General features: G+C 54.3%; 24 protein-coding genes and 1 tRNA gene. 10 read left to right on the forward strand and 15 right to left on the reverse strand.

Going from position 1 to position 25,981, the window contains the following annotated elements; all coding sequences use genetic code 11:
• Positions 1–6: 6 nt before the first annotated feature.
• From KOE80_RS13045 to dctP, 4 genes are all read left to right on the forward strand, one after another.
• Entirely contained in the window at positions 7–1,413 is a 1,407-nt protein-coding gene (locus KOE80_RS13045) for an amino acid permease (RefSeq protein WP_031232286.1), read from the forward strand.
• Between the two features lie 385 nt (positions 1,414–1,798).
• On the forward strand, positions 1,799–2,299 hold the full coding sequence (locus tag KOE80_RS13050) for a TRAP transporter small permease subunit (protein WP_226349297.1): 501 nt from the start codon (positions 1,799–1,801) through the stop codon (positions 2,297–2,299).
• The gene (locus KOE80_RS13055) at positions 2,289–3,611 is read left to right on the forward strand and encodes a TRAP transporter large permease (protein WP_035269167.1); all 1,323 of its coding nucleotides are present in this window, start codon (positions 2,289–2,291) and stop codon (positions 3,609–3,611) included. The genes KOE80_RS13050 and KOE80_RS13055 overlap by 11 nt, the downstream gene beginning before the upstream one ends.
• Before the next feature lie 18 nt (positions 3,612–3,629).
• Entirely contained in the window at positions 3,630–4,727 is a 1,098-nt protein-coding gene (dctP, locus tag KOE80_RS13060) for a TRAP transporter substrate-binding protein DctP (protein WP_026484510.1), read from the forward strand.
• A 92-nt stretch (positions 4,728–4,819) separates the two neighbouring features.
• On the opposite strand, the gene KOE80_RS13065 is transcribed toward dctP, so the two are convergent.
• The 7 genes from KOE80_RS13065 to KOE80_RS13095 form a co-directional block, all read right to left on the reverse strand.
• Positions 4,820–5,842: a cytochrome-c peroxidase gene (locus KOE80_RS13065; RefSeq protein WP_226349298.1), complete on the reverse strand. Its 1,023-nt coding sequence runs from the start codon at positions 5,840–5,842 to the stop codon at positions 4,820–4,822.
• 191 nt (positions 5,843–6,033) lie between these two features.
• Positions 6,034–8,751 carry a TonB-dependent receptor gene (locus KOE80_RS13070; protein ID WP_226349299.1) on the reverse strand — a complete coding sequence of 906 codons (2,718 nt, stop codon included), beginning with the start codon at positions 8,749–8,751 and terminating at the stop codon, positions 6,034–6,036.
• A gap of 101 nt (positions 8,752–8,852) precedes the next feature.
• Entirely contained in the window at positions 8,853–9,797 is a 945-nt protein-coding gene (locus KOE80_RS13075) for a FecR family protein (RefSeq protein ID WP_226349300.1), read from the reverse strand.
• Positions 9,794–10,288, reverse strand: coding sequence for an RNA polymerase sigma factor (locus tag KOE80_RS13080; RefSeq protein ID WP_009458412.1), 495 nt, complete (start codon positions 10,286–10,288; stop codon positions 9,794–9,796). Before KOE80_RS13080 ends, KOE80_RS13075 begins: the two co-directional genes overlap by 4 nt.
• A gap of 196 nt (positions 10,289–10,484) precedes the next feature.
• A complete protein-coding gene (locus tag KOE80_RS13085; protein WP_009458410.1) occupies positions 10,485–10,829 on the reverse strand; it encodes a zinc ribbon domain-containing protein YjdM in 345 nt (114 codons plus the stop codon).
• Positions 10,826–10,966, reverse strand: coding sequence for a hypothetical protein (locus KOE80_RS13090; RefSeq protein WP_226349301.1), 141 nt, complete (start codon positions 10,964–10,966; stop codon positions 10,826–10,828). Before KOE80_RS13090 ends, KOE80_RS13085 begins: the two co-directional genes overlap by 4 nt.
• A gap of 46 nt (positions 10,967–11,012) precedes the next feature.
• The gene (locus tag KOE80_RS13095) at positions 11,013–11,885 is read right to left on the reverse strand and encodes a LysR substrate-binding domain-containing protein (protein ID WP_226349302.1); all 873 of its coding nucleotides are present in this window, start codon (positions 11,883–11,885) and stop codon (positions 11,013–11,015) included.
• A 104-nt stretch (positions 11,886–11,989) separates the two neighbouring features.
• Here KOE80_RS13095 and KOE80_RS13100 point away from each other — a divergent pair, with 104 nt between their 5' ends.
• Positions 11,990–12,694 carry an SDR family oxidoreductase gene (locus KOE80_RS13100; RefSeq protein ID WP_060186934.1) on the forward strand — a complete coding sequence of 235 codons (705 nt, stop codon included), beginning with the start codon at positions 11,990–11,992 and terminating at the stop codon, positions 12,692–12,694.
• Between the two features lie 259 nt (positions 12,695–12,953).
• On the opposite strand, the gene tauC is transcribed toward KOE80_RS13100, so the two are convergent.
• Genes tauC through tauA form a run of 3 tightly spaced genes read right to left on the reverse strand, consistent with a single transcriptional unit; the run spans position 12,954 to position 15,650 of the window.
• On the reverse strand, positions 12,954–13,844 hold the full coding sequence (tauC, locus tag KOE80_RS13105; protein ID WP_226349303.1) for a taurine ABC transporter permease TauC: 891 nt from the start codon (positions 13,842–13,844) through the stop codon (positions 12,954–12,956).
• A gap of 16 nt (positions 13,845–13,860) precedes the next feature.
• Positions 13,861–14,646: a taurine ABC transporter ATP-binding subunit gene (gene tauB, locus KOE80_RS13110; RefSeq protein ID WP_226349304.1), complete on the reverse strand. Its 786-nt coding sequence runs from the start codon at positions 14,644–14,646 to the stop codon at positions 13,861–13,863.
• Positions 14,647–14,651: 5 nt separating this feature from the next.
• Complete coding sequence (gene tauA, locus KOE80_RS13115) at positions 14,652–15,650, reverse strand: taurine ABC transporter substrate-binding protein (protein WP_226349305.1); 999 nt, start codon at positions 15,648–15,650, stop codon at positions 14,652–14,654.
• A 188-nt stretch (positions 15,651–15,838) separates the two neighbouring features.
• Here tauA and KOE80_RS13120 point away from each other — a divergent pair, with 188 nt between their 5' ends.
• The gene (locus KOE80_RS13120) at positions 15,839–16,144 is read left to right on the forward strand and encodes a type II toxin-antitoxin system RelE/ParE family toxin (protein ID WP_226349306.1); all 306 of its coding nucleotides are present in this window, start codon (positions 15,839–15,841) and stop codon (positions 16,142–16,144) included.
• On the forward strand, positions 16,141–16,434 hold the full coding sequence (locus KOE80_RS13125) for an addiction module antidote protein (protein WP_226349307.1): 294 nt from the start codon (positions 16,141–16,143) through the stop codon (positions 16,432–16,434). The genes KOE80_RS13120 and KOE80_RS13125 overlap by 4 nt, the downstream gene beginning before the upstream one ends.
• 190 nt (positions 16,435–16,624) lie before the next feature.
• Here KOE80_RS13125 and KOE80_RS13130 read toward each other — a convergent pair whose 3' ends face one another.
• Complete coding sequence (locus tag KOE80_RS13130; RefSeq protein WP_226349308.1) at positions 16,625–17,920, reverse strand: hypothetical protein; 1,296 nt, start codon at positions 17,918–17,920, stop codon at positions 16,625–16,627.
• Between the two features lie 309 nt (positions 17,921–18,229).
• A tRNA-Met gene (locus KOE80_RS13135) sits at positions 18,230–18,306 on the reverse strand.
• A gap of 316 nt (positions 18,307–18,622) precedes the next feature.
• Between KOE80_RS13135 and KOE80_RS13140 the strand changes: the two genes are divergently transcribed.
• Both KOE80_RS13140 and KOE80_RS13145 read left to right on the forward strand, forming a co-directional pair.
• Positions 18,623–20,026 (forward strand): GntP family permease, encoded by a 1,404-nt coding sequence (locus KOE80_RS13140; protein WP_226349309.1) that lies wholly within the window; start codon positions 18,623–18,625, stop codon positions 20,024–20,026.
• A 207-nt stretch (positions 20,027–20,233) separates the two neighbouring features.
• Positions 20,234–20,506 carry a hypothetical protein gene (locus KOE80_RS13145; RefSeq protein WP_009458345.1) on the forward strand — a complete coding sequence of 91 codons (273 nt, stop codon included), beginning with the start codon at positions 20,234–20,236 and terminating at the stop codon, positions 20,504–20,506.
• A 280-nt stretch (positions 20,507–20,786) separates the two neighbouring features.
• Here the strand turns inward: KOE80_RS13145 and KOE80_RS13150 are convergent, their stop codons facing one another.
• The 3 genes from KOE80_RS13150 to KOE80_RS13160 form a co-directional block, all read right to left on the reverse strand.
• Positions 20,787–21,806, reverse strand: coding sequence for a tripartite tricarboxylate transporter substrate binding protein (locus KOE80_RS13150; RefSeq protein WP_226349340.1), 1,020 nt, complete (start codon positions 21,804–21,806; stop codon positions 20,787–20,789).
• 22 nt (positions 21,807–21,828) lie between these two features.
• The gene (gene nadC / locus KOE80_RS13155) at positions 21,829–22,728 is read right to left on the reverse strand and encodes a carboxylating nicotinate-nucleotide diphosphorylase (protein ID WP_088452421.1); all 900 of its coding nucleotides are present in this window, start codon (positions 22,726–22,728) and stop codon (positions 21,829–21,831) included.
• 94 nt (positions 22,729–22,822) lie between these two features.
• Positions 22,823–23,767: an NUDIX hydrolase gene (locus KOE80_RS13160; RefSeq protein ID WP_021446810.1), complete on the reverse strand. Its 945-nt coding sequence runs from the start codon at positions 23,765–23,767 to the stop codon at positions 22,823–22,825.
• A 405-nt stretch (positions 23,768–24,172) separates the two neighbouring features.
• On the opposite strand from KOE80_RS13160, the gene KOE80_RS13165 reads away from it, so the two are divergent.
• Positions 24,173–25,903, forward strand: a complete 1,731-nt coding sequence (locus KOE80_RS13165; RefSeq protein ID WP_226349310.1) for a PAS domain-containing methyl-accepting chemotaxis protein — start codon at positions 24,173–24,175, stop codon at positions 25,901–25,903.
• Positions 25,904–25,981 lie beyond the last annotated feature (78 nt).

A 25,981-nucleotide genomic window follows, 5' to 3' on the forward strand; every position in this document is an offset into this window, starting at 1 on the left:
AACAGTGTGTCTCAGCAACATTCATCTGGACTGCAGCGCTCGTTGAAAAACCGGCACCTGCAACTGATAGCAATTGGAGGCGCTATCGGTACAGGGCTATTTATGGGATCAGGCCGCACCATTAGCCTGGCCGGACCCTCGGTCTTGTTTACCTACATGATCATTGGGTTCTTTTTATTCTTTGTGATGCGGGCGATGGGGGAATTGCTCCTGCATAACCTGGAATACAAATCTTTTGTGGATTTCTCCGCCGATATTCTCGGGCCCACCATGGGTTACTTTCTGGGCTGGAGTTATTGGTTCTGCTGGGTGGTTATCGGTATTGCGGATATTGTCGCCATTACCGGCTATACCCAGTTCTGGTGGCCGGACATTCCGCTCTGGTTACCCGGCCTGGCATGCATTGCCTTCTTGCTGATCTTCAACCTGCTGTCGGCCAAATTGTTTGGCGAGCTGGAGTTCTGGTTTGCCCTGGTCAAGATCATCGCCATTGTGGCCCTGATTGGTGTGGGTGCTTACCTGCTGTTCACCGGCTTTGTCGGCCCAACCGGCGAAAAAGCCAGCCTGACCCACTTGTGGGATCGCGGCGGCATGTTCCCCAATGGCCTGCATGGTTTCTTTGCGGCCTTCCAGATCGCCATCTTTGCCTTCGTAGGGATCGAGCTGGTGGGTACGGCCTCTGCTGAAACAGCCGACCCAGCCAAAAACCTGCCCAAGGCCATCAACAAGATTCCCGTTCGCGTGATTGTGTTTTACGTGCTGGCGCTGACTGCCATCATGACCGTCACCCCCTGGGATATTGTGGCGCCCAACAAGAGCCCGTTTGTAAACATGTTCTTGCTGATTGGCGTGGGTGCCGCAGCAGCCATCATCAACTTTGTGGTGCTGACCTCGGCCCTGTCGTCCGCCAACAGCGGCATGTTCTCGACCGGTCGCATGTTGTATGGTCTGTCCAAGAACAAGCTGGCTCCCGAAGCCTTCAGCCAGTTGTCGCGTAACGGCACTCCCCGTAATGGTCTGATCTATTCTTGCGCCCTTTTGCTGTCCAGCCTGTTCCTGCTTTACGCAGAAGGCGACGTAATGCGTGTGTTCACCATTGTGACCACCGTGGCCAGCATCTGCTTTATCTTTGTCTGGGCCGTGATTCTGATCACCTACCTGAAGTACCGTCGCATTCGTCCTGAGGCCCATGCCGCATCGAGCTACAAAATGCCCTTTGCAATTCCCATGTGCTATCTGACCCTGGCGTTCTTTGCCTTTGCGCTGTACCTGTTCAGCCAAGAAGAAGAAACCCTGATCGGCCTGATGGCTACGCCATTCTGGTTCCTGGCCTTGTTCATCTGCCTGCCTTTCTACAAGAAACGCATGAAGCAAGATCTGGCCCTGGGTCTGGCCGCGCAAAACATGCGCTAAGTTGTTGAAGTACACGGCACGGCTCTACCCGGAGCCGTGCTGATGCAGTCGGGTCTGGCCACGTTCTACACAACTTGGCTGGCACACACTGGCAACACTCCACCTTGCTGTCCCTGGACAGCAGATCTGGAACGAGGCTGGAGCCCGGCAGCAAAAAGCCACCCAAACGGGTGGCTTTTTTCATGCTCATTGTCGCCCCGAAAGTCTGGCTTTCACCTTCAGGCCCAGCACGATTTCCCAAGAAAATCACCCTTATTTACGCCTTATTACCCTTAATTATTAAACTCAAGTTTACGTAAGGGTAAACCCAAGTTGTGGCGCTTTAGAGCTTACTCATAGACTAAACCTGATGTGTGGCCAATAAAAACGTACAAAAGGGACAAGCATGGTTTTGCGTCTAATCGACTCAATCAATGAATGGATAGGAAAGCTCATTTCCTTTATTGCCATCATTTTCTCCGCCATTATTATTTACGAAGTGTTCATGCGCTATGTGATGAATCAGCCCACTCGCTGGACTTTTGACGTCACCAAGCAGCTATATGGGTTCTACTTTCTGATGCTGGGCGCCTACGCACTTAAACATCAGGCCCATGTCCGGGTGGATTTGCTGATCAACCGCTTTTCCCCCACCGTTCGCAAATGGACCGAGATTGCGGGTTATCTGATTTTCTTCTTCCCTTTTGCCTGGGTATTTCTGACACGCAGCTACGACTTCGCCATGCGCTCGCTGGCGCAAGGCGAAACCACGTACGGCGCAGTACAGTTGCCCGTCTACCCCTTGAAGATGTCCATGGCCCTGGCCGCCGCGCTTTTGCTGCTCCAGGGCATTGCTGAAGTTATTCGTTTGTTGACCCAGAAGGAAGCCGCTCACCATGACGCCTGAACTGATTGCACTCGTCATGGGTGGCCTGCTTTTACTGGGGCTATTCATGGGCCACCCTTTGGCCTTTGTTCTGGGTAGTACCGCCGTCATCGGCGCGCTGGTGGCTGGCAAGCCCATGGTTCTGGGCATTGTCGTCAACCGCATTTACGGCGATGTTCTGGACAACTACACCCTGATCGCCATTCCTTTATTCATCCTGATGGCGCGCTTTCTGTCCGACTCGGAAGTGACCGACAAGATGTTCGAAGCCTTGCGCCTGCTGATGTCTCGCGTGCGTGGCGGGCTGGCGCTGGCCGTGGTGTTCATCTCCATCCTTCTGGCAGCGACCACCGGCATTATTGGCGCCTCCATTACCGTTACCGGCATGATGGCCTTGCGCCCCATGCTGCGCTACGGCTACTGCCCCAAGCTGACCACCGGTGTTATTGCGGCCTCCGGCTGTCTGGGCATTCTGATTCCACCGTCCATCATGTTGATCCTGATGGCCAGCTACTCTCCCCTGTCCATCGGTGAATTGTTCGCCGGCGCATTGATACCAGGTGTCCTGCTGGGCCTGCTGTATGCCGTCTGGGTGGTGTTCGTAGCCTGGCGTCACCCGGAACGTGCCCCCTCGGTGGAGCCTGATGAAAAGATCTCCAAGCCCGCCTTGATCCGCATGCTGCTGGTGGAAGCCGTGCCTCCTATCTTTTTGATTCTGGGCATTCTGGGCTCCATGCTGGCCGGTATTGCAACGGCCACGGAAGCCTCGGCCATTGGGGTATTGCTGTCCCTGCTGATCGTTATTTTCCGGGGCAAATTCAAATGGTCCATTTTCCTGAATGCGCTTTACGAAACGGGCCGTACTTCCTCCATGATTTTATTTATCGTGGTGGGTGCTACCGCCTTTACCGGCGTCTTTAATATCACCGGCGGTCTGGGTGCCGCACAGGATCTGATGCGTGGCCTGGATATGGAACCCTGGCTACTTATCGTGGTGATGCTGCTGATTATTTTTGTGCTGGGCTGCTTTCTGGACTGGACCGGTATTGTCCTGCTTTCCTTCCCGATTCTGTTGCCCATTGTGCAAGAGATGGGCATCAGCCTGCTGTGGTTTGTGATTCTGGTCGCCGTTGTTTTGCAGACCTCTTTCCTGACCCCTCCCTTTGGTTATGCACTGTTTTATTTGCGGGCCATTACGCCCAAATCCGTCAAAACCATGGAGATCATTACCGGGGTCATTCCATTCATTGGCCTGATTATTTTGATGTGCATCTTGCTGGCCATTTTCCCTGGCCTGGCCACTTGGCTACCCACCGTCCTGTACGGAACTTAAATAAAACAAGGAGACACCATGAAACTGACAAAGAAGGCACTCTTCGCCTTGACGGGTTTTGCCCTGCTGGGCATGACCAGCCTGAGCCAGGCGGCACAGAAGTGGACCATGACCAGTACCTGGCCCGCTTCGATCGAGCTGGTGGAGCTGGACAAGAAATGGGTAGAGCTGGCTAACAAGCTGGTCGGTGATGAGTTGAAGATCGAATTCTTTGAAGGCGGCGCACTGGTTCCAACCGGCGAGGTCTTCAGCGCGGTGGAGTCCGGCACCATACAAGCCGGAGCCGACTGGCCAGGCTATTGGGCCGGCCGCAACCCCGCTTTCTCCCCTTTAGGGACACACTCCAGCCTGTTCAACGCGGTTGACTACGCAAACTGGATCAAGGAATGGGGTGGCGCCGAGCTTTATAACGAGATCTACGGCAAGTACGGCATGGTGTACCTCCCCTACGCCATCACCAATAACGAATCCGGCTTCCATACCAATGTGCCGATTCGCAATCTGGAAGAAATCAAGGGCAAGCGCCTGCGCCTCTCTGGCCTCGAACAAGGCAAGGTGCTTGAAAAAATTGGTGGTACGCAGGTGTCCATGGCTGGCCAGGAACTGTATCAATCGCTTGAGCGTGGCGTGATCGAGGGAGCCGAGTTCTCCACTCCGAACGTGGACGTTTCTGCCGGTCTCCATCAGGTCACCAAGCACTGGACAACGCCGGGTTGGCACCAGTCCGCTTCCGTGTTTGGCGTCATGATCAATAAAACCGCCTGGGATGCACTCAGTGATTCGGCCAAGGAGAAACTGCAAATTGCCGCCGACGCCACCATGATGTGGTCCATTGCTTTTACAGAGAAAAAAGCGACGGAAGGTCTGCGCACCTTCCAGAAAGCTGGTGTGGAAATCCACCGCATGGACGATGAAAGCCTGAAGACTATTCAGCAAGTCACCAACGAGGTGATGATTTCCATGGCCTGCAGCAACCCTGATGCGGCCAAGGTATATGCCAGCCAGATGGAGTATCTGCACGACTACAAGGACTGGCGCGAAACCTCCATGCCCTTCAATCTGGGACGTCCGATTGATGGCCCGGATCTGGAGAAAATCAAAGCCTGCCTGAAATAAAACGCCCTCCTCCAGTGAGCTTAAAAGCGATAGTGGTCCGCCACTATCGCTTTTTTATGCGCCCCGCAATCAAGTCTGAATCACTTTGATCGCTACAGGACCTGCAGAAAGGCCAGCAAAGCCTGAAGTTCCTCATCGCTCAAGTTCAAGACCTGTATCCGTTCCGATTTACGCGGCACCAAAAGGCCGGTTTCTTTAGGGTCCGGCCCCATTGCCACGTCATACATACGCAACAAGCCATCCAGGCTGGGGAACAAACCGTTATGCATCCAGGGACCTGCCTTGGCAACATTGCGCAGGCTGGGTGTTCGGAACAGCCCCAGATCCGCAGGGTCTCGGGTCCATTCAAATCGTCCCAGATCCTGCAAGCGACGCCCATAAAAAGTCAGACCGATATTGTGAAAACCGTTGTCTGTCAGCATGGGGCCGTTATGGCAATTCATGCAGCGTGCCTTGGTACGAAACAAGTGCAGGCCGATCAGTTCCTGATCATTCAAGGCAGCCGTATTCCCGGCGATAAATTCATCAAAGCGCGTTGCTGCCGGGCGAATGGTAACGACATAGGCGGCCAAGGCACGGGCCAATCGCTCGGCGTCGATGGGATTGGATGAGGATGCGCCAAAGGCCTGTTGAAATGCCTGTCTATAGTCTTCCGAGTCCTGCAAACGTGGGATCAAGTCACTCAAGGCATGGTTCATTTCTACCGGGTTTTCTATGGGGCCGACAACTTGCTCCTGCAAGGTTCGCGCACGGCCATCCCAGAACAGAGCGTCAGCAAAAGGCGCAGCAAACAAGGGTGGAGTACGGCGTTTTCCCATCAAGCCATCCTCCCCTACGGCTGATGCCTTGCCATCGGTAAAGGACTTGTCGGGCTGATGACAGGAGGCACAGGAAATCTGCTTTTTACGCGACAGCTGCTTGTCAAAAAACAGGCGTGCCCCCAAGGAGACGATCTGCCTGTTCTTGGCATCCTCTGCCGCCTCGGGCTGGGCGCTGGATCCCGGCCCAGGCACGGGCCCCCACTCTTGCCAGGACTGCCCCGGATCAATGGTGGGCGCTGGCCATTGGACGGGGACATTTTTATAGAGGGCGCGTAGACACCTGGCCTCAAGCATGTCCTTAGCTCCACAGGATTGCTCTGTTGTCTCCGACGCGGAAGGCCCCGTAATGACCACAGGAGCAGAAGCTAAACCTGAGCCAAGCTTCTGGTCCGCTCCTGTCTCCACTCCCCCCGCCGCGCAGGCTGCCCCTGACAGCACTGTTGCCAGTGCTACCATCAGCAAACTTGCGCCCGCTCGTCCTCCTGTTAATACCGGTAGGAAGCGCGCAGCCACAACTCTCGTCCTGTGCGATAAAGGTTAGGGTTCAGCACGGAGGTCGGTGTCGAGACCACCACTGGCGCTTGCTTATCCAGCACGTTCAGCACATCCAGCCCCAGGCCCAGACCTTTAAGCATGGCTGGCTCCCAGTCCAGACGCATATCCCAGGTCCAATAGGAACCGACCCGACCGGATTCATACTTCTCCAGCCCATCACCCCGATTCAGACCCACATAGTGCACATCCATGCGAGCGCTGTTCCAATTGATCCGGTTGTTCATCTGCAAGCCATACCGCGCCCACATGCCGGTTACGCCAGCGCTGACTCGCCAAGGCAGGTTGTAGTCCCCCACTGGACGATCACCACGGCGTATCAGGTCGCCGTTGTAATAGATGTTCTCCTCTTGTGCCTCCGCCTCGCCATCGTAACCGTCGGCCAGCTTGTTGTTCCGCTTACTGTGCTGATAGGTCACATCCACCCGCGCGGTCCACAAGCTCTCGCCCAAGGTCCAGGGAGCCGTGTTCATCACACTCAAGGTGAAGGCATCGGTTTTGGACTTGCCGTTATTCATATAGGTGTAGCCCGTCTTTGCCAGCCCTTCGATAGAGACTTGTTGACGACCATAGCGGCGCACATAAGCCAGCTCGGCGGCCACCTTGCTCGTCAACTGCTGCTGCAAGCGCAAGGCCCATTCGTCGTCATACGGAGTTTTCAGGCCATCCAGCTTGTAGGCTGTATGCGAAGGACGGTCTACCGGATTGCCGCCCATCACCAGCAAGGTGTGCAGCTGGCTCTTGCGCTCACGCATGGCGATGCCAAGAATATCCATGCCGTAATAGCGCGACCAGCCACCCGACAAACAGGTTTCACCCGTCCCCAGCACATCCCATTCCAGCAAGGTGCGCGGAGCCAGATTGGTGTTGCCAAAGTAGTTGTCCTTATCCATGCGCAAGCCTGTTGTCAGGGCCAGACGCTGCCAGGACATGCGATCCGATACATAAACGGACGCATTGGTATAGCTGACGCCCACCTCTCCAGCGCGGTAATAGTTCAAGACCTGCACCTTGCTGGGCTGCCCATCGCTGTAATGGCGTTTCTGCCCCCCGTAGGCATCCCGATCTCGGACAAATTCTCCCTTGGTATGGGCCAGCTCAAAGCCCACGTAGGGCGTATGTTCAATGGCCCCGGTCTGAAACGGCTTGAACTCCAGTCGGGTCTTCATGGTCAGATTGCGTTGCTCGGTAGACTCCTGCCCGAAACCACCGCTGATATAGGTGTAGTCGGGGCGGCCATTGGGCAGAAACACCATATTGACCATATATTCCGTGCCGTCTGAATTACGGTAGCTGTTCATCTGGTCGTAACCCAGCTGAACCCGCCCTTGCCCCCAACCAAAGTCATGGTTCAGGTCGAAACCCAGACCATAGGCTTTTTGTTGATGCTGCCACTGAACACGATTGGCCATCATGCCGGAATCGACCAGATCCTCGCGCCGGTCCGCGTACTTGAAGGTCAAGGCGGAATCCGTGCTGGCACTCCAACGGGTATGGACTTTGGCAAACACATTATCGACACGGTCTTTGGAGTTCGTATTCACATCACTGAACTCCTTCTCGTGCAAGACCCGCATGGTGCGATCAATGCTGGACTCACGCCGGGACACATTAATCAAAGCCGCAGTATTGTCCGTAATGACCACATCCAGCATGGCGGATGAAAAACGCTTGGTCCAGGCAGGGGTGAAACCCGGCTCGCCCGCCCCGAACTTTTTCTTTTGCTCTTCAGGCACAGTCTGCGAGGTCAGCCCGGAAGAGTTGTAGCTGAAGTCCGCACGGAAGCTGTTATTGCCCTTGGGATCACGCACCTTGGCATCAACCACACCCCCAGTGAAGCGGCCGTATTCCACAGGAATGCTGCTATCGAGCACCGTCACGCTTTCCAGCATATTCGTGTCCAGGTTGTAGGCCTGGGAGTAGGCAGGCACATTGCCCACCTGCAAATTCAAATTGCGGCTGGCAGGATCAATCTGATTGGTGGAGCTGATGCCATCAATCTGGAACTGATTCTGGAACGGACTGGCCCCGTAGAAGCTGATATCCTCCAGCGCCAGAGAGCCACGGTTGGCACTGGTTTTTGCGGCCTCGTTCTGACGCACGGCCGGGTTATCGGCCAGAAGGCTGGACAGGTCGCGGTTACCTGCAGCACGTTGATCCAGTTCCTCGCGGGTATAGTTGCGTTCACCAACACGCTGGCCTTGTACGCGGACGGGCTCCAGCACGGACAAACCTTTGGCAACAGTAGCCGTCACAATCGTATAGCGCTGATCGCCCTGAGCTCTGGCCGCCAGTCCCCAAGGGGCCAGTAAGGTATCCAAGGCCTGCTCAACCGTCAGTTCGCCCTGCAAGGCCACGGCTCGCTTTTCCCGAACCTGTCCCGGTGAAAACGCAATTTCCACCTGGGCCAGACGGCCAATTTGCAAAAGTGCATCAGCCAAAGGCTGAGAGGCCATATCCAGCACAATAGGCCCGGCAGCGTGTGCCGGCATGGGCTGCATCACGAGCAAAACACTGGCCATCAAGAAAGCCAGTTGCACCTGCTTGAAGCGCGAGCCTTGGGAAGAAGAAAGAGACTTGGTTGTCACGCCGGGGCGAGCTTGCCTGCGCAAGGCAAAAAGAGACGGCGTGTCCTGCAAAGCGCACTTCATGATTGAGCATCCTATGTAAACAACTACCCTCAGGACGCTGTGCTACCCCTCTCCCCTCACCCCTGATTGCCATCGTATTTTTTAATTGATAATAGTTATCATTAGTAAATAACTATAAGCCCTGGTAACTCCTTGATTTGCAAGCCTTGGCCCAGGGTCAGCAAGTTCAGTGCAGCGGCTGGGCGAGCCGCTTGCACCACACCGGACACTCGCATTGAGCCCGCCTGCTCGCTGCCAATCCAGATCACTCGATGGGTGTATTCCCCCAACTGACGGGCAACTTCTTTCAAGCTGACATCATCAAAGCTCAGCAAGCCGTTCACCCAGGCAGGCGCCGCTTCCGCATACGTGGACGTTGCAGGCTGAGCCAACTGCGCCCGCAGTTGCCCGCCCGCTACCGTGGCACTGTCTCCCGGCTGCAAGATTACTGGCTGCGAGCTCTCGCAAGACTGGCACTGCACCTGCACGGTATGTTCGTATACCGCCACAGCGCTGATCTGATCTATAAGACTGACCTCGTAGCGCGTTCCCAAAGCCGTCGCTTGTGCCGGACCGGCCTGCACGGTGAACGGACCTGTCTGGGGCGAAGCAGGCACCACCTGGAAGAAGGCACGCCCCGACTCCACGCTGACTTGTCGTTGGCCATTTTCAAAATTCAGACGCACACGAGTCTGTGCGTCCAGAATCGCCACCGAACCATCAGGCAAACTCAACTGAGTGATCTCCACCCCGCTGCGGATCGAGCCTTGCAGCTCAAACATCTGCCAGGCGTAAAAAGACGCACCCATCAAGACACAGGCACTGGCCAGGGTTTTGACGCGTGACTTTCTCTTTTTACGGGCGATAGGCAACACCGAAACCTGATCCAGCCTCCGCCAACTGGCTGCCAAGGCATCGTAGGTTTGGGCATGCAACGGATCGGCTTCATACCAGGCGTCGAACTGGGCCTGGGCGTCCGGCTCCAGCTTGGTGCCTTCTTTGCGCACCACCCAGCGGGCGGCGTCTTCGTCTACACGGCTCCAGGCCGAATCTGACTGCGCGTTCATACTGCGGAATTAAAGACTTGGTGCGCCACCAGCAAAATGCGCATCATGTGTTTCTCAATCGTGCTCTCGGACACTGACAACTTCTGGGCGATCTGCGCGTAGCTCATCTCTTCACAGCGATGCATCATGAAAATCCGCACACTGCGCTGGGACTGGGCCATCAAGGCCTGCTCCAGGCGCTGCAAGGTTTCCTTGGCCAGCACTTCCTCATACGTATCCGGGGCATGGTGATGGGCGACACTCAAGGCATAGCCATCGAAAGCAGCCTGCTCACGTGTTTGACGCCGATACCAGTCCGCCACAATATTGGCAGCCACTCTGAACACATAAGCCCGGTGGTTGTCTGCCGTGACCTGCTTGCCCTTCTCCAGCAAACGCAGCCAGGTGTCATGCGCGCAATCTTGCGCCAGTTCAGAGCAGTGAGTACGCCTGCGCAGATAGCGGATCAAATCCGGGTAATGGGTCAGGAACGCCGCCGTCAGCTTGGACATAGAGACAATCAGGTTAATAACTAATTAATAATCATTCTCATTATTATATACACGTCCAGCGCCTTGTTTGCTACTACCTGCCATCAATACGCTAGCTGATAGTTGCTGTCGCCTGGATGCCTTATTCTGTCTGCAGACATAAAAAAAGCGCAGCGTGTCTATACGCTGCGCCTGCAAAAAAACCAAGTTTGGGTACTTAGGCTTTCTTCAAATACATGGCCTTCAACAAGTAGCTGATGCCATCAATTTTGCAATCGACTTCGTGGTCACCACGAACCAGACGTATGCCTTTGGCCTTGGCACCTTTCTTCAAGGTGCTGGAGCCTTTGACCTTCAAGTCGCGGATCAGAATCACATCGTCACCCGCGGCCAGCAAGTTACCGTTGCTGTCTTTAACGATCAGCTCATCGTCATCGGTGTCTGATTCGGCAGCCGGGTCCGCATCTTGCCATTCATAGCCGCAATCGGCACATACCCATTGCTCCGTGTCATGGTAGGTATTTTCCAAGGTGCACTGAGGACAGGGAAGCGGTGTGCTCATATTTTTTTCCTGTAAAAAGCTGGGTGCTGCTGCACCAGAAGTGCGGCCAGTTTAGCCTTTTGCATCCGGAAGACCAAAAACGCAAGATTCACATCAACCATGGCAATGGGCTTGCGGCCAAGCCGTACCTCATTCATAGCAACGTCAGCCCCCTTAAAAAGGGCAAACAAGCTGCGCATCAGGCTACAGAATTAACAATCTCTTCAAACACCAATCCCATACTGCCTCCACCGACTGTCTGACCGGGGCTGATCGCTTGCGTACCAGATAGAAATCCGGCCCTAAAGCCCCTGCTTCCGCCACCTGAACCAAACGCCCAGCGGCCAGATCTGTTGCCACAAAAGCCCTGCACGCCAAAGCCACACCTTGACCCGCCATGGCTGCATCCAATGCCAGCGTTGTCTGGTTGAACACCGGGCCCGGCAATCTGCCACTGCTTTTCAAAAACGTAGCCCAATGATCGTGAGCATCATGCAATAAAGGTAAAGCACTCAGTTGCTCAATCGACAATGGAAGCGTCATGTTCCCTATCAAACGAGGACTGGCCACGGCCACCAGATCCTGACGAAACAGCAGTTGGGCCTCCAGATCCGGAGCAAACGGTGGACGAGTCAGGCGCACGGCAATATCAACCTGATCGCGCTCAAAATCCGACAAGGCCTCGGTTGCCACGGTACGCAGCTCCACATCGGGCAAGACCGCTTGCAAATCCCCCAGGCGGGGAATCAGCAATTTGGCCGCCACCGTGGGCGTGACGCTGATCGTGACTGTATCGGGGCGCACCAACAAGCGCCCTGTTGCATCAGCCAAAGTGTCAAAAGCACGAGTCACCTCGGCCAAATAGGCCGCGCCCGCTAAAGTCAGCTGCAAACCACGCGGATGACGCTGAAACAGCGCCAGCCCCAGATGCTCTTCCAAGGCCCGAACTTGCTGGGCGACCGCACCTTGAGTCACGCCCAGCTCATCAGCAGCGGCACGGAAACTCAAACGACGGCCAGACACTTCAAAAGCACGCAAGGCGTTGAGCGGAGGCAATGAACGGCGAGATTTCATCATTATTCTGACAGTAGTTTTTCTACATCCTGGAAGGTTTATTTATCGCATGATTTTTCCATTTACAGCTGAAATAATAGTATTAATCTCAGCACACGGAGGCTCTCATGACTGTAGAAAAAGTAGCACTGATTAGCGCAGGCGGCTCGGGCATGGGCGCCGCTGCGGCCCGCAGGCTGGCTCAAGATGGTTATCGCGTCGCCATCCTGTCCTCGTCCGGCAAGGGCGAGGCACTAGCTAAAGAACTGGGCGGGGTGGGCCTGACTGGCTCGAATCAATCTAACGAAGATCTACAGCGCCTGGTTGACCTGGCCATGCAGCGCTGGGGGCGTATCGACGCCCTGGTCAGCTCCGCCGGACACGGTCCACGCGGCCCGGTTCTGGAGATCAGCGACGAAGACTGGCATAAGGGCATGGATGTCTACTTTCTGAATGCCGTGCGTCCAGCACGACTGGTAGCGCCCATCATGGCCGCGCAAGGTGGTGGGGCTATTGTGAATATTTCTACAGCCTGGGCGTTTGAGCCTGCGGAGATGTTCCCCACTTCGGCGGTATTCCGCGCCGGGCTGGCCAGCTTCACCAAGATTTTTGCAGACAGCTATGCAGCCAAGAATGTACGCATGAACAACGTGCTGCCTGGCTGGATTGATAGCCTGCCGGCGACCGAAGAACGGCGAGAAAGCGTGCCTATGGGACGTTATGGAAAAGCCGAGGAAATTGCCGCGACAATTGCGTTTTTGTTGTCGGATGGGGCTGGCTACATTACGGGACAGAACATCAAGGTGGATGGTGGGCTGACTCGGTCAGTGTGAACTGCCAAGAGCTGAGCTGACTGGCTGTGTTCACACTAAGGCTACTGTGCACACACTAAATAAAGGCCTTATGGGATCCATGAGTTCAATCCAGCAGCTGAGGCATAAACCAGCAAAGCAATAATCATGTCTTGACCCAATGCTACGGTGCCTGGACGTCCAGGTCGGCTCGAACGAGAGCCGACCTACTCACACCGCACAACATCAACTCTGAACCTCTGCACCAAAAACTCCAGGCGAACAATCACATCCCCGGCTGCTAACGCGCTTGCCCGTGCCACGGAACAAGCTTGGCCTGCAATCGACGCAAACCGATTTCAAGCGCAAACGCCACCAAGGCGATAAGCAGAATCCCCGCCATCACCACGTCAGTTGCCAGAAACTGCCCTGCTGATTGAACCATGAATCCCAAACCACGCGTGGCAGCAACCAGCTCCGAAGCCACAAGGGTTGACCACCCCACTCCCAAACCGATGCGCAAGCCCGTCAAAATATCAGGCAAGGCACTGGGGATAATGATGTAACGCAGCAACTGAGCACGCGTCGCCCCCAGAGATTGAGCCGCACGCAGTTTCACCGGATCCACATTACGCACTCCGCCAGCTGTCGCTATCGTGATCGGCGCAAAAATCGCCAGATAAATCAGCAGTACTTTTGATAGCTCACCAATCCCAAACCAGATCACGATCAGCGGCAAATACGCCAGCGGCGGAATCGGACGATAGAATTCAATCAAAGGATCCAGAATTCCCTGGGCAATGCGATTACGACCAATCGCGATACCCGTAGGAATCGCCAACAAGACAGCGGCAAACAATGCCAAGCTAATCCGCCACAAACTGGCCGCCAGATGCTGCTGCACGGTGGCATCCATATAGCCCACAGAGAACAGACGAAAAACGCGACTCAGCACGGCCTGGGGTGATGGGAGAAACAGCGGATCCACATAGCCCCACTCAGTAACGGCCCACCACAAGAACAGCACTCCACTTAGGGTAAGCAAACTGATCACGGCAATAGACGTTTGCCGAGGCTTAGTGGACGTTGATTGATGAGGCTTGGAATCGCTGCCTACGCTTAAAGACGAAGCACCCGACAAACCAGCGATATCGCCTGGTTGCAGAACCTCGCCAGCAACAGAGGATTTCATAAACAATCTCCCAAGTTCAGGCCGAAGCGGCAACAGGATGCGCCGAGAAAACATGCTCCAGCACGCGCTCTCGCGCCGCGATGAACTCCGGCGAGGACTTCACCTGACGCACCGGCTGCCCATCGGTGTAACGTCGCCCAAAATCCAACGTCAGACGCTCCACCACATGCCCAGGCGTACCGCCCAAAATAATCAGATCGGTAGCCAGAAACACAGCTTCCTCAATATCGTGAGTAATCAGAAAAGCAGGCTTGGCGCTACGCTGCCAAACATTTAACAGCAGCGTCTGGGCCTGCTCGCGGGTAAAGGCATCCAGCGCCCCAAACGGCTCATCCAGCAAGAGCACACGCGGGTCCGCTGCCAGAGCACGAGCAATACCCACCCGCTGCTTCTGACCACCAGACAATTGCCAGATACGGCGCTGCTCCAAGCCCTCCAGCCCCACCAAAGCCAATTGATGACGGGCCACAGCCTGCCGCTGCTCCTTGGACTCCCCCCGCAGCGTCAAACCAAAAGCCACATTTTCCAGAACCGTCTGCCAAGGCAGCAAGGCGTCGTCCTGGAACACCACACCGCGATCAGCCCCAGGGCCGCGCACAGGTTCGCCATCCAAGATAATCGTTCCAGCACTGGGCAAGGTGAAGCCTGCAATCAGATTCAACAAAGTAGTCTTGCCACTGCCCGAAGGCCCCAGCACCACCACCAACTGCCCCGGCCCCAATTGCAGCGACACATCTCGCAGCGCCAAATGATCGGCACCGGGATAACGTGCGCTGACGCGATTCAGTGTTAACTGCGCCATCAGAATTACTTGGCCGACGAGGCAGCCGCCTCGACATATTTGCCGGTGGTGTAACCGGCGTAATCAGGCAAAACCTCGTCGATACGACCCTGCTCTTTCAAAAAAGCAGAGGTATCGGCCAAGGCCTTGGCAGTGGGCTGACCTAAGGTCTTGATCTGATCAGCCGCAGATAAAAAGCCGCTGCCAGCCAGCACATTGGGGATTTCTTGAGGCGTCGCGCCAGTCAGGCGAGACAGCTTGTTGATGTTGTCAGCATTGGCAACCCAGGCAGCAGGATCATGCGTATAGCTCTCGTACGCAGCCAAGGTGACACGAGCAAAAGCAGACACAATATCCGGATGTTTTTCCGCAAAATCCTTGCGCACCAACCACACATCGAAAGTCGGAGCACCCAACTTGGCCAGCTCCCCAGAACTGATCAGCACCTTGCCGCTTTCCTTGGCCTTGCTCAAGGCCGGGTCCCACGTGTAGGCACCATCAATATCACCGCGAGCCCAGGCTGCTACGATATTGGCCGGAGTCAGATTAATGATATTGAGCTGCTTGGGGTCGATCTTCCAATGCTTGAGCGCAGCCAGCAGACTGTAGTGACTGGTCGACACAAAAGGCGTGGCAATCGTCTTGCCAACCAAATCTTGTGGAGACGCAATGTCCGAAGCATTACGCACAACCAGCTCTTCGCTGGTACCCAGTTCGGCCGCAATCAGAAAGGTCTCAATAGGTAATTTACGACTGGCCGCAGCGGCCAGGGGGCTGGAACCTAAATAGGCAATTTGCACATCACCCGAAGCGACAGCATTGATGACCTCTGCCCCACCATCAAACTTGCGCCAGTCGATCTTGGCGCCAGTTTCTTTTTCATAAACACCGTCTGCCTGAGGCACGTTCGACGGAGTAGGAATGGTTTGATAGGCGACCGTCAGACTGGTGGCCTGAGCTGTCAAAGATACGACGCTGGCCGCCAATGCCAGGCCCAGATACTGCAGAGTTCTCGTCAACGACATGGAGCATTCCTCGATTATTTTTGCGGCCCGATAAGCCGTTAGGTCGAGAAATCAGGATAGACAAAGCAAGGCGGCAGGCAAAAGACCGATTGCGCTTATTGTTAGTGCATGAATTTATGAGGTGGGTGAACACCCTAACTACGCACTTTACATTGCATAAAAGTATCCGAACGGATACAATCAACCCCATGAACACGATCAACCGCACCGAGACCTTCAGCTCCTGGCTATCAGACTTAAAAGACCTCAAGGCCAGAGCGAAGATCGTGGTTCGCATTAAACAAGCCAGCCTGGGTAATTTCGGAGACGTAAAACCAATTAGTGATGGCGTGTCTGAGATGCGCATCCACTTCGGCCCGGGCTATCGTCTCTACTATGCTCGTGAGGGCCGTGTGGTCTATCTGCTACTTAGCGGGGGCGACAAGTCCTCTCAAAAACAAGACATAAAAACTGCAATTGCCATGTGGAAAAAATTTCAGGAGGATCAATCATGACCACCATCAAAACTGCCCCTTTCGACGCCGCTGAATATCTTGATAGTGAGGAATCTATCGCCGAGTACCTCTCCGCTGCTTTGGAAGAAGACGATCCAGCCTTGTTCCTTTCTGCGCTTGCGGATGTGGTTAAAGCCAGAGGCATGACAAAGATGGCAAAAGACGCCGGTGTAGGCCGAGAAAGCCTATACAAGGCCCTTGCTCCTGGCGCCAAGCCACGATACGACACTGTGCTGAAATTAGCGCGGGCTGCTGGGGTGAAATTAACGGTAGAACCGATTCATGCTTGACGGTTCACGAAGCGTTTCTAATTTCCCAGAGTTACCCTCAAACAAAGTCAGAATAATACAAAGATCCAAAAAACAAAATAAAAAATACTTACCAGATTAAATTCTAAACCACAAACCCAAGCTTAATATTTCACTGCAAAACTCGCACTCCACCCAATACTCTAGCATTCAACTTCCATCAAACCAAACCTTAAGAATGGGTGTGCGCCAATAAATCCTGTGCCTTTACAAGCACATAGCCAGCCCTACGCTCTAATTTATCCACTTCTTTCTGGCTGCCTGTGGTGTGTTCAATAAGCAAATGCAGTATTGGCAGCAGCCCACCAAGCGCTGGAAATACACCATCAGTACCAAGCCCATATGCCGAAATACCTAAGCCTACTGTTGCATATGCAGTTTTCCAATATCTCCCCGAATTCTTTTTAACATTCTCCAGCTCATTCCGCGTCTCCATTGCCTGAAAGCGAAGCTCATCGACTAACTGACCAGACGATTTATTATAAAAATCATTAGTAGATAAATGACTAGCCAATAACTCTCGCAATCCCGGGAGAGCCTTAGAAGCCTCACTTCTGAGCTCAACAATCTGTGAAGCACTCAACTCAGTAACCCATGGAATTTGAATACTCCGCTTCTCATCAAAAGCTCTTAAAAGAGGGCGTTTTTCTAATTTTTGCTCGCGCTTCACTAAAGCAGCTAAGCCAACCGTAGAGTTAGAAAAAAGAGCGCCATTTCCTTTACTAGCCTCTTCACACACCCACAACGCAGATCGAATTGCAGTATATATAACCTCTTGTTTTGTCTCTTCTACAGTAGGCGTACGCCGTCCACCGACCCTGTTTTTACTCGGGTAAACACCCAAAACCAATGATGGATTATATACAGCCCCCGTATGGAGTATATAAGCGTCGTCACGTATTCTCTCAACATCAAAATCAGAAGAATATTCTGTCAACGTATCTTTCACCATTTTCTCCACTTCATTCTCAAACTCCATACAGCAAGATTTACAGAAACTTTTTAGAGGAGATCGAAATTTTATAACACCCGACGCTATTAATGGAAACAACTCCGCCAGAACAAGAGCATCATTCAAAATTCCGAATAACTTATCATCAGAAACTCTTTTGTATTTCTCTAAAAATTTCTCCGTTAAATAATCCGTAAGCCAAACAGAGTCGCCAATTAAAGCAAGACTACGGGATAAATTCCTTGCTGCTTTTAAACGGCAATCAATATCCGAACAACCAACTCTAGAATCAAATAAATTCAACCCCCCATCCAAATATATACTCAACTCTGTTGGTTTACCCACCACAGTCTGATTAAATGGAAAATTCTCCCAATAAAAACAACTCTGAGCATGCAGCTCAGGCCATAATTTTTTTAATCTATCATAGGCGTCTTGAGAGTCTTTTGATTTTCCAATAACCTCAACAACAAGTAGCGGTACTACCGGCGGGACGTTACTCAGCTCACTCCACATATCTCACCAAATAAAATAACCCAACGTTAAGTATATTTACCTACACAATCAGTAACCAAAAAAACTCATACCCAGCATCACATCAGAGATCTATCTCTTCACATATCAACATAGCTTCAATAAAATTTATTCAGGTACCAATACCTACCCTCAGACAACAGCCCTAAAGTATATCGCCAAGAACAAAGAGAAGTAGACGAATAACTGTCCCCCCCTATCTATCCCAACCCACAAAAAAACCACCCATGGGGTGGTTTTAAACAAACAATAAAAAACGGCCCACATTGCTGTGGGCCGTTTTCCTTATCTTGGTGGCGCATCCCTGATTCGAACAGGGGACCTGCGGATTATGATTCCGTCGCTCTAACCTGCTGAGCTAATGCGCCGAAGAAGAAATTATAGCAAGGTTTCGTCTTTTAGCAAGCACTTATCTCGATCTTTTTTCATCTTTTTGACGATTCTCTCCTATGAAAACGCTAAGCCCTTGTATTCATTGAGCTTCCCTTCTTCAATGCCGGTTCCGGCCACTCAATCAAATGATACAAAAAGTAAACACGCTAGCCATTCCCTGCTACTCCTCCCCCTTGCGCCCTATCAAGCCTGTTTGTCATCCCCTATTGCTACACTGCCTGCTTGGCGTTTGATCCGTCCTTGTTAATTGACTGACGTCCGTGATCCGGACTTTCCACAGGAACTTTGTTTATGGCCAGTACGCTTGCTATTGTTGTCTCGCTTTTGCTGCTGATGTTCTTCGCTTATCGGGGGGTGACGGTTCTGTTGCTGGCTCCCTTGATGGCCGCTCTGGCTGTGCTGCTCTCGGGGGACTCCGGGTTTTTGTTGCCCATCTACACTTCCACCTTCATGAGCGCACTTAGCGGCTATGTGCTTCAGTTCTTGCCCATCTTCTTGTTAGGTGCCTTGTTTGGTCAGTTGATGGCGGACTCCGGAGCGGCTCAGGCGATTGCTCAGTGGATTACGCGCAAGCTGGGGCATCGTCATGCTATTGCCACCATTGTGATGGTGTGCGGCGTACTGACTTATGGTGGTGTGTCCTTGTTCGTGGTGGCCTTTGCCATTTATCCGATTGCCAAGGATCTGTTTCGCGCAGCGGGTATCCCCAAGCGTCTGATTCCTGCGGCAATTGCACTGGGTTCCTTTACCTTCACCATGACTGCTCTGCCTGGCACGCCTGCCATTCAGAACGCGATTCCTATTCCTTACTACGGCACTAACGTGTTTGCTGCACCTGGGCTGGGGATTATTGGTGGTTTGATCATGGCTTTGGGCGGCTTGTGGTGGCTGCAGTCGCGTGCGCGCAAAGCTATTGCGAATGGCGAAGGCTATGGCGACCACGGTCAGGATCATTTTGAGGCCAGCGACGATCACAGTACGCATGGTCAGAAACCCATGCCTATCTTCCTGGCTATCTTGCCGCTGATTCTGGTGATTGGCGTCAATGCCTTGTTCACTTATGGGATTTTCCCCGGCACGAACTTCGAGTTCATGGCCGAGCGCTTTCCTCAGGTTGATCCTGCCAAGATTACGGGTCTGTGGGCGCTGATTATTGCCTTGATTACCGCGAACCTGGTGCTGATCATCAGCCGCTTGGGTCACTGGAAGAGTCTGCGCGAGAGCATCAATAAAGGCGTATTTGGTTTCATGCTGCCTTTGTTCAATACCGCCTCTGAAGTTGGTTACGGCGCGGTGATTGCCAGCCTGGCAGGCTTTGCGATTATTCGGGACTTTGTGTTGAACGTGGCTCCTGGCAATCCACTGATCTCGGAAGCAGTCGCCATGACGACATTGGCCGGGATTACAGGCTCGTCTTCAGGCGGTTTGAGTATTGCCTTGCAGACGTTGGGTTCGGATTATTTGGCGATGGCTCATCAAGCTGGCATCAGCCCTGAACTGCTGCACCGAGTGGCAGTGATGGCAGCGGGCGGTCTGGATACCCTGCCCCATTGCGGCGCGATCATTACCTTGCTGTCCATCTGCAAGCTGAACCATCGTCAGTCCTATGGCAATATCGCCATGGTGACAATGGCTGCTCCTATCTTTGCGCTGATCACCGTGATTACGCTGGGTACGATTTTCGGCAGCTTCTAAGCAAGCTCAAGAAACAGGCTCTATATAGAGCAGCCATGTGCAGATTCGCGCATGGCTGCTTTTTTATTGGCCTCACATCGACCGCAAGCACGTTTCGTTTTCTATCGCGAAAACCCGTAACGCTTTGCTATCCGACAGAGCCCCTCAGCGTGCTAGGATTCAGGCATATGGTCCCGTATTATCAAGGTTAATAATCAGGAGCACGCCATGAACTACACCTACACCCTTAATGAGTTAGGCACTGAAGCGATTCGTCAGTTTGTTCTGGATCGTGGTCAGCCTGATCTGAACCTGCAGGCTTATATCGCCGCTGCCGAAGTAGAGGCCGATAATTTCAATGCGGGCGGCAGCCAGCGCGGCCAGATCGAGATCGATTCCAACTGCAGCAAGGATGGTTTGACGCACACCCTGCTACTGGAAAAACACTGGTTTGCGACCCAGCCTGTTCCTGAGGCGCCCAGTGAAGACAGCTTCTTCTAAATAGAAGCTGGGCTTGTCTGTCAGTTCACAATCGACTGACCAACTGTCAGACAAACACAAGCTCAGTTATCGGCCCCTCGCCTCTCTATAGATATTGGCCCAGGTAAGCCCAAACCGCTGCCTGGGCCTCAAACTGTCTGAGGGACCAATAAGATTCATATAGAAACTGGGCATATTGCCGCATGATCTGATGCCTGCGGGTGCCGGAACACCATCAGAGGAAAACCTGTCGCTTGCGTTCCAGGAGTCAACGAGCCCGCAAAGCAGGGCCCTACCCGCCCTAATCCACCTGCAAACCAATCTTGTAAGCCAAGGCCCCAAATCGGTCGATGTCGTTCCAGATCATGGCCTTGAAGCCACTGGCTTGTGCTGATTCATTGCCTTCTTGCGGCGTATAACCCAATGCCAGCAATTGCGATTGCATGGCCGGGTCCGTCAGGGCTTTTTGCACGACGCGGTTCAGCGTATTGATAATGTGTTCAGGCGTGTGAGACGGAGCCAACAGGCCGTGCCATTGGTCCAGCTCGAAATCACTATGACTGACTTCAGCCACGGTTGGCACTTTAGGCAGAACGGGGCTGCGTTGGGCAGAGGTGACGGCCAAGGCGCGCAAGTGTCCTGACTCGATCAAGGTAGCCGCGCTGGACAAGGTCACAATGCCTAAAGGCACCTGGCCCGCGACCACATCGTTCAAAGCGGGGCCGCAGCCGCGATACGGGATATGCAGCAAGGCCGTGCCTCGCAAGTCATAGAGCATCTCTCCGGCCAGATGCTGAGGAGTGCCATTTCCGCAGGACGCATAAGCCAAGGCCGGTTCGGACTGCTGCTCCAGAACTTGTTCCAGATTCTGAATATCCGACCCGTGTCCGGTCACGATCACGGAGGGCACAAATCCTATATTCGCAATCGGCGCAAAGTCTTCTTTGGGTTTGAAGCCCAGGTTACGAAATACGCCAGGATTGATGGCAAAAGAGCTATTGGCCATCAGCAAGGTGTAGCCGTCAGCGCGGGCATAAGCTACCGCCCGCGCACCAATATTGCCGCTGGCACCAGGTCGGTTGTCGATAATAACGGGTTGGCCCAGCGCTCTTTCCAGCCTGGGGCCCAGTTTGCGGGCCAGCAAGTCGGTCCCGCCGCCAGGCGGAAAGGTGACGATCACGGTAATCGGCTTGAGGGGATATGTCACAGCCTGCTCGACTGCCACCTCCCTTGCCTGCGCCGCTGGATTACCCAAGCCTAGCGCCACCATTCCCAGCAAGGTGGCTGCAGCCGCCCGCTTCCCCACCTGAAAACCCGCCATGACAGCTAACACGTTTCTCTACTCAAGCATCCAGACCAATATCCAGCACACGGGCACTGTGCGTAATCCAGCCCACTGCGATTCGGTCTACACCGCAACGGGCTATTTCTACGGCTGTTTCCGGAGTGATACGACCAGAGGCTTCTGTTTTGGCTCGGCCTGCGACGCGGGCCACGGCCTCGGTCAAGGTTGCGGTGTCCATATTGTCCAGAAGAATGCTGTCCACACCCAGTTCCAGCACTTCATCCAGCTGCTCCAGGGTATCGACTTCCACCTCAATGCAAACCAGATGGCCAATATAAGCACGAGCTGCTTCCACGGCGGCTTTGACGCCCCCGGCAACGGCAATGTGATTGTCTTTGATCAGTACCGCGTCATCCAGACCAAAGCGATGGTTGCTGCCGCCCCCGACTCGAACTGCGTATTTCTGCACAGCGCGCAGGCCGGGCATGGTTTTACGGGTGCAAGTGACTTTAGTGCCGTAAGGCGCAATCGCGCGGGCAATGGAGGCAGTAGCCGATGCCACGCCACTTAAATGCCCCAGGAAATTCAAGGCGCAGCGCTCTGCCGTCAGCATGGAACGGGCCGAGCCACTAATGACCGCAATCTGCGCCCCCGGAGTCAGGACATCGCCATCTTGCAGTTGAGCCTCAAAGCGCAACGTAGGGTCCAGCAAGGTAAAGGCCAGACGAGCCAGATCCAGGCCAGCCAACACACCATCCTCGCGGGCCACCAGGCGCATTTGCGTGCGCGTTGCTGCGGGAACGATGGAGTCCGTCGTCAGATCACCAGCGCGACCCAAGTCTTCTTGCAAGGTGGCGCGCACCAAGGGTTCCAGGATGACGTCGGGCAAGGAAGGAATACGGTGAGCTCGTGTCTCTGCAGCTTGCGCTGTCGGCTCGGGGGCATTAATTATGCTCATTATGAGTATTTAAATCGCTAAAAATAAGGCCTAATGGCACGGTGCATTTATGCTATTCCTGAGCATAAGCACTGTCAAGCCATAGGCCCGCTTTTTAACGCGCTTGTTTCGCCAGCGGCAATTTACTGCCCGAGATGGCCCGTTCAAACAAAACGTCTCCACGAAAGCGAAACAATTTGGCGGGTCGGCCTGAACCACCCACACTCATGGCGCCGGTTTCTTCCACCAGGGCTTGCTGTTCAATCAAACGGCGAAAGTTCTGCTTATGCAGTCCCCGCCCTGCCAGGGCTTCCACGGCCTGCTGCAATTGCAGCAAGGTGAATTCTGGCGGCATCAGTTCAAACACCACAGGGCGATATTTGATTTTGGCGCGTAGACGCGCCAGACCTGTGGCCAGAATACGGCGATGATCGTGACGCATGCCCAGACCCAGCTCGTAATGCTTGCCCAGCTCTTGCTGTTCACGCTGGCGACGGCGACAGGACTCGGGCAACAAGCCCGCTTCGTACAGCAGTTCGTAACGCTGCAAAACAAAGTCCTCGTTCCAGATCGCCCCTTCCAGGCCAAAGCTGTAATTGACACGCTGGCGGCGCAAGGCCCGCAAGGATTCGTCCTGCTCGCACCAGTCCAGCAAGGCAGGCACGATGGTTTTCTGAATAATGTCCGGTGCACCATCGCGTCGATCTTCCCACGGGAAGTAGCGGTAGCAGTCCTGCCAGATCACCTGGGCTACATCCGGCTGGCCCACTTCACGCGTCAGCCCGACATAGCTGACCGACACAATACGCGTGCCCTGCGCGTCAAAACGGTCCCTGTCTGCAAAGGTATACAGCTGCTCCACATACCCCACCGGGTGATGGGTTTGGGTTTCCACCCAATCGCGCAGCCCCGTTTGCAAAGAACGGTGCGTGTGCTGAAACGGCCCGGCGGGCAAGGCTTGGCCGGCGTCCGTGGTCAAGACACGAGGCTCGCCATCGGTGACAGCCACTAAAACAGCCACCAGTTCAGCACTGACTACAGGTTCCTGCGTATCGATCACATATTCTCCTTCTGAATCGCGCCAGCGCGCGTCTGGCGGATTATAAGCGAGGCCCGCTCTGCTCCGGCGGGCGGCAGGGGCGCTATCCGAAAATACAGTGGGTACATTATTTTCAGATGATCAAATTATCACCCATGAACATCTAAGCCTAAAGAAATTCGTTTGATAGCCGTTAAGCGTTTGAAGTGTATGTGTTTGCCATAAATGACACGCAAGCGCTCAGTCAGAGGCCGGATCAGACAACAGTTTCACGCTTTGTTCTGCTCCGCCATTCGCAAAAATAGAAGGTTTCTGACAATTCAGGTCGAACACGGACAGACAGAAGCCTATGCCCCTTTTTTGCATGGCCCATGCGGGCTTGACGGCCCCCCGCGTCCCCTTTGTTGTTCTCCTCCAGGATGATGAATGCGTAAGAATTTCCCCATTACCCAGGACGAGGTTCGTGTCCGGGCCGATCAGTACCTTATTTCAAAGACCGACCTGAAAGGTCGGATCACCTACGCGAACGCGGCCTTTATTGCGATTAGCGGATTCACCCGCGAGGAGCTGGTTGGCAAGGCACACAATATTGTGCGTCACCCCGATATGCCGCCCGAAGCCTTCCAGGATTTCTGGGACACCTTGCAAAGCAAGCGCCCCTGGATGGGCGTGGTCAAGAACCGCCGCAAGGACGGTGGCTTTTACTGGGTCTACGCCATGGCAGTACCCATTTACGAAAATGGCACCGTAGCCGGTTATGCCTCGGTGCGCGTAAAACCCAGCCAGGAACAGATCGACGAGGCCGAAAGCCTGTACGCCGCCATTAATGAAGGCCGCGCCAAAGGTGTGCGCCTGCATGAAGGCCGTGCTGTGCCTACCGGCTGGCGCAAGGCCTTGAGTCAGTTGCGCCGCCCTTTCAGCAATTCCTTGCGTGCCAGCCTGTTCCGTATGGGCGCCCTGGCTTTGGCCACGACCGGCACCGCCCTGTACTTCGCCCTGACGGGGGGCGTACCTCAAGGCTCGGGTTTGTGGCTGACAGGTGGTTTGTGCCTGGCCAGTGCCGTGATGATGGGTTACGGCTGGCTGATTGCCCAGCGTGTGATCCGCCCTCTGGATCAGGCCTCCCTGATCGCCCAGCAGATTGCCACCGGCAACTTGCAGCTGGATATTGACATCAACTCCAGCGAAAGCAATTCGGAAATTGGCCAGCTCTACTTCTGTCTGGATTTGATGCGCAAGAGTCTGGTGGGAATTGCCAGTGATGCCCGCACCGGGATTGATGCCTCTATCCATGCGGCCCGCATTCTGGAAGTCAACAATACCAATCTGGCATCGCGCACCGAAGATCAGGCCGCGTCCTTGCAGGAAACCGCCGCCAGTATGGAAGAGCTGACGGTAACCGTGCGTCAGAACGCCGATAACGCCAATCAGGCCAGCCAGTTGGCCGATGCCAGTATGCAGATTGCTCAGCGTGGCGGCGAAGTGGTCAATGAAGTGGTGCAGACCATGCAAGGCATTCACGACAGCTCGCGCCGCATTGGCGATATCGTCACCGTCATTGAAGGCATTGCCTTCCAGACCAATATTCTGGCGCTGAACGCGGCGGTGGAGTCGGCCCGTGCCGGTGAGGCTGGCCGTGGCTTTGCGGTGGTGGCCGGTGAAGTGCGCAGTCTGGCCCAGAAGAGTTCCCAAGCTGCTGGCGAGATCAAGAACCTGATTGATGCCTCGGTAAGCCGTATGGCCGTGGGTGCCGAACAAGCTGCCCGCGCGGGCGCCACCATGGGTGAGGTCGTGGACTCGGTAAAACGTGTCACGGATATTATTGGCGAGATCTCCACCGCGTCGATCGAGCAGGCCAGCGGTCTGGATCAGATCAACGAAGCGATGGCCAAGATGGATGGGGTCACCCAGCAGAATGCCGCCCTGGTACAGGATCTGGGCAACACCATGAGCGACCTGGCCTCCGAAGCCTCCGAGCTGGCCGATGCCATCAAGGCCTTGAATACCGGCTCTGTCGATTCCAACCAAAGTGCTCCTGCTTTGGCTCAGTTGAGCAAGGCTCCCACCATGCAGGTACTGTCCTACCAGAACACGCAGCCCTTTCAGGCTCAAAGTGCCAAAACAGCGAATGCCCGCCTGGAAGCGATTCGCCGCTAAACCATAAAATCAGGATCGGCAGCGGCTCTGCTGATCCTGATAAAACTGACAGCTAGACAAAACAATAATTCCGGGATC

This window comes from Alcaligenes sp. 13f, assembly GCF_020496585.1.
Taxonomy (GTDB): Bacteria; Pseudomonadota; Gammaproteobacteria; order Burkholderiales; family Burkholderiaceae_B; genus Alcaligenes; species Alcaligenes phenolicus.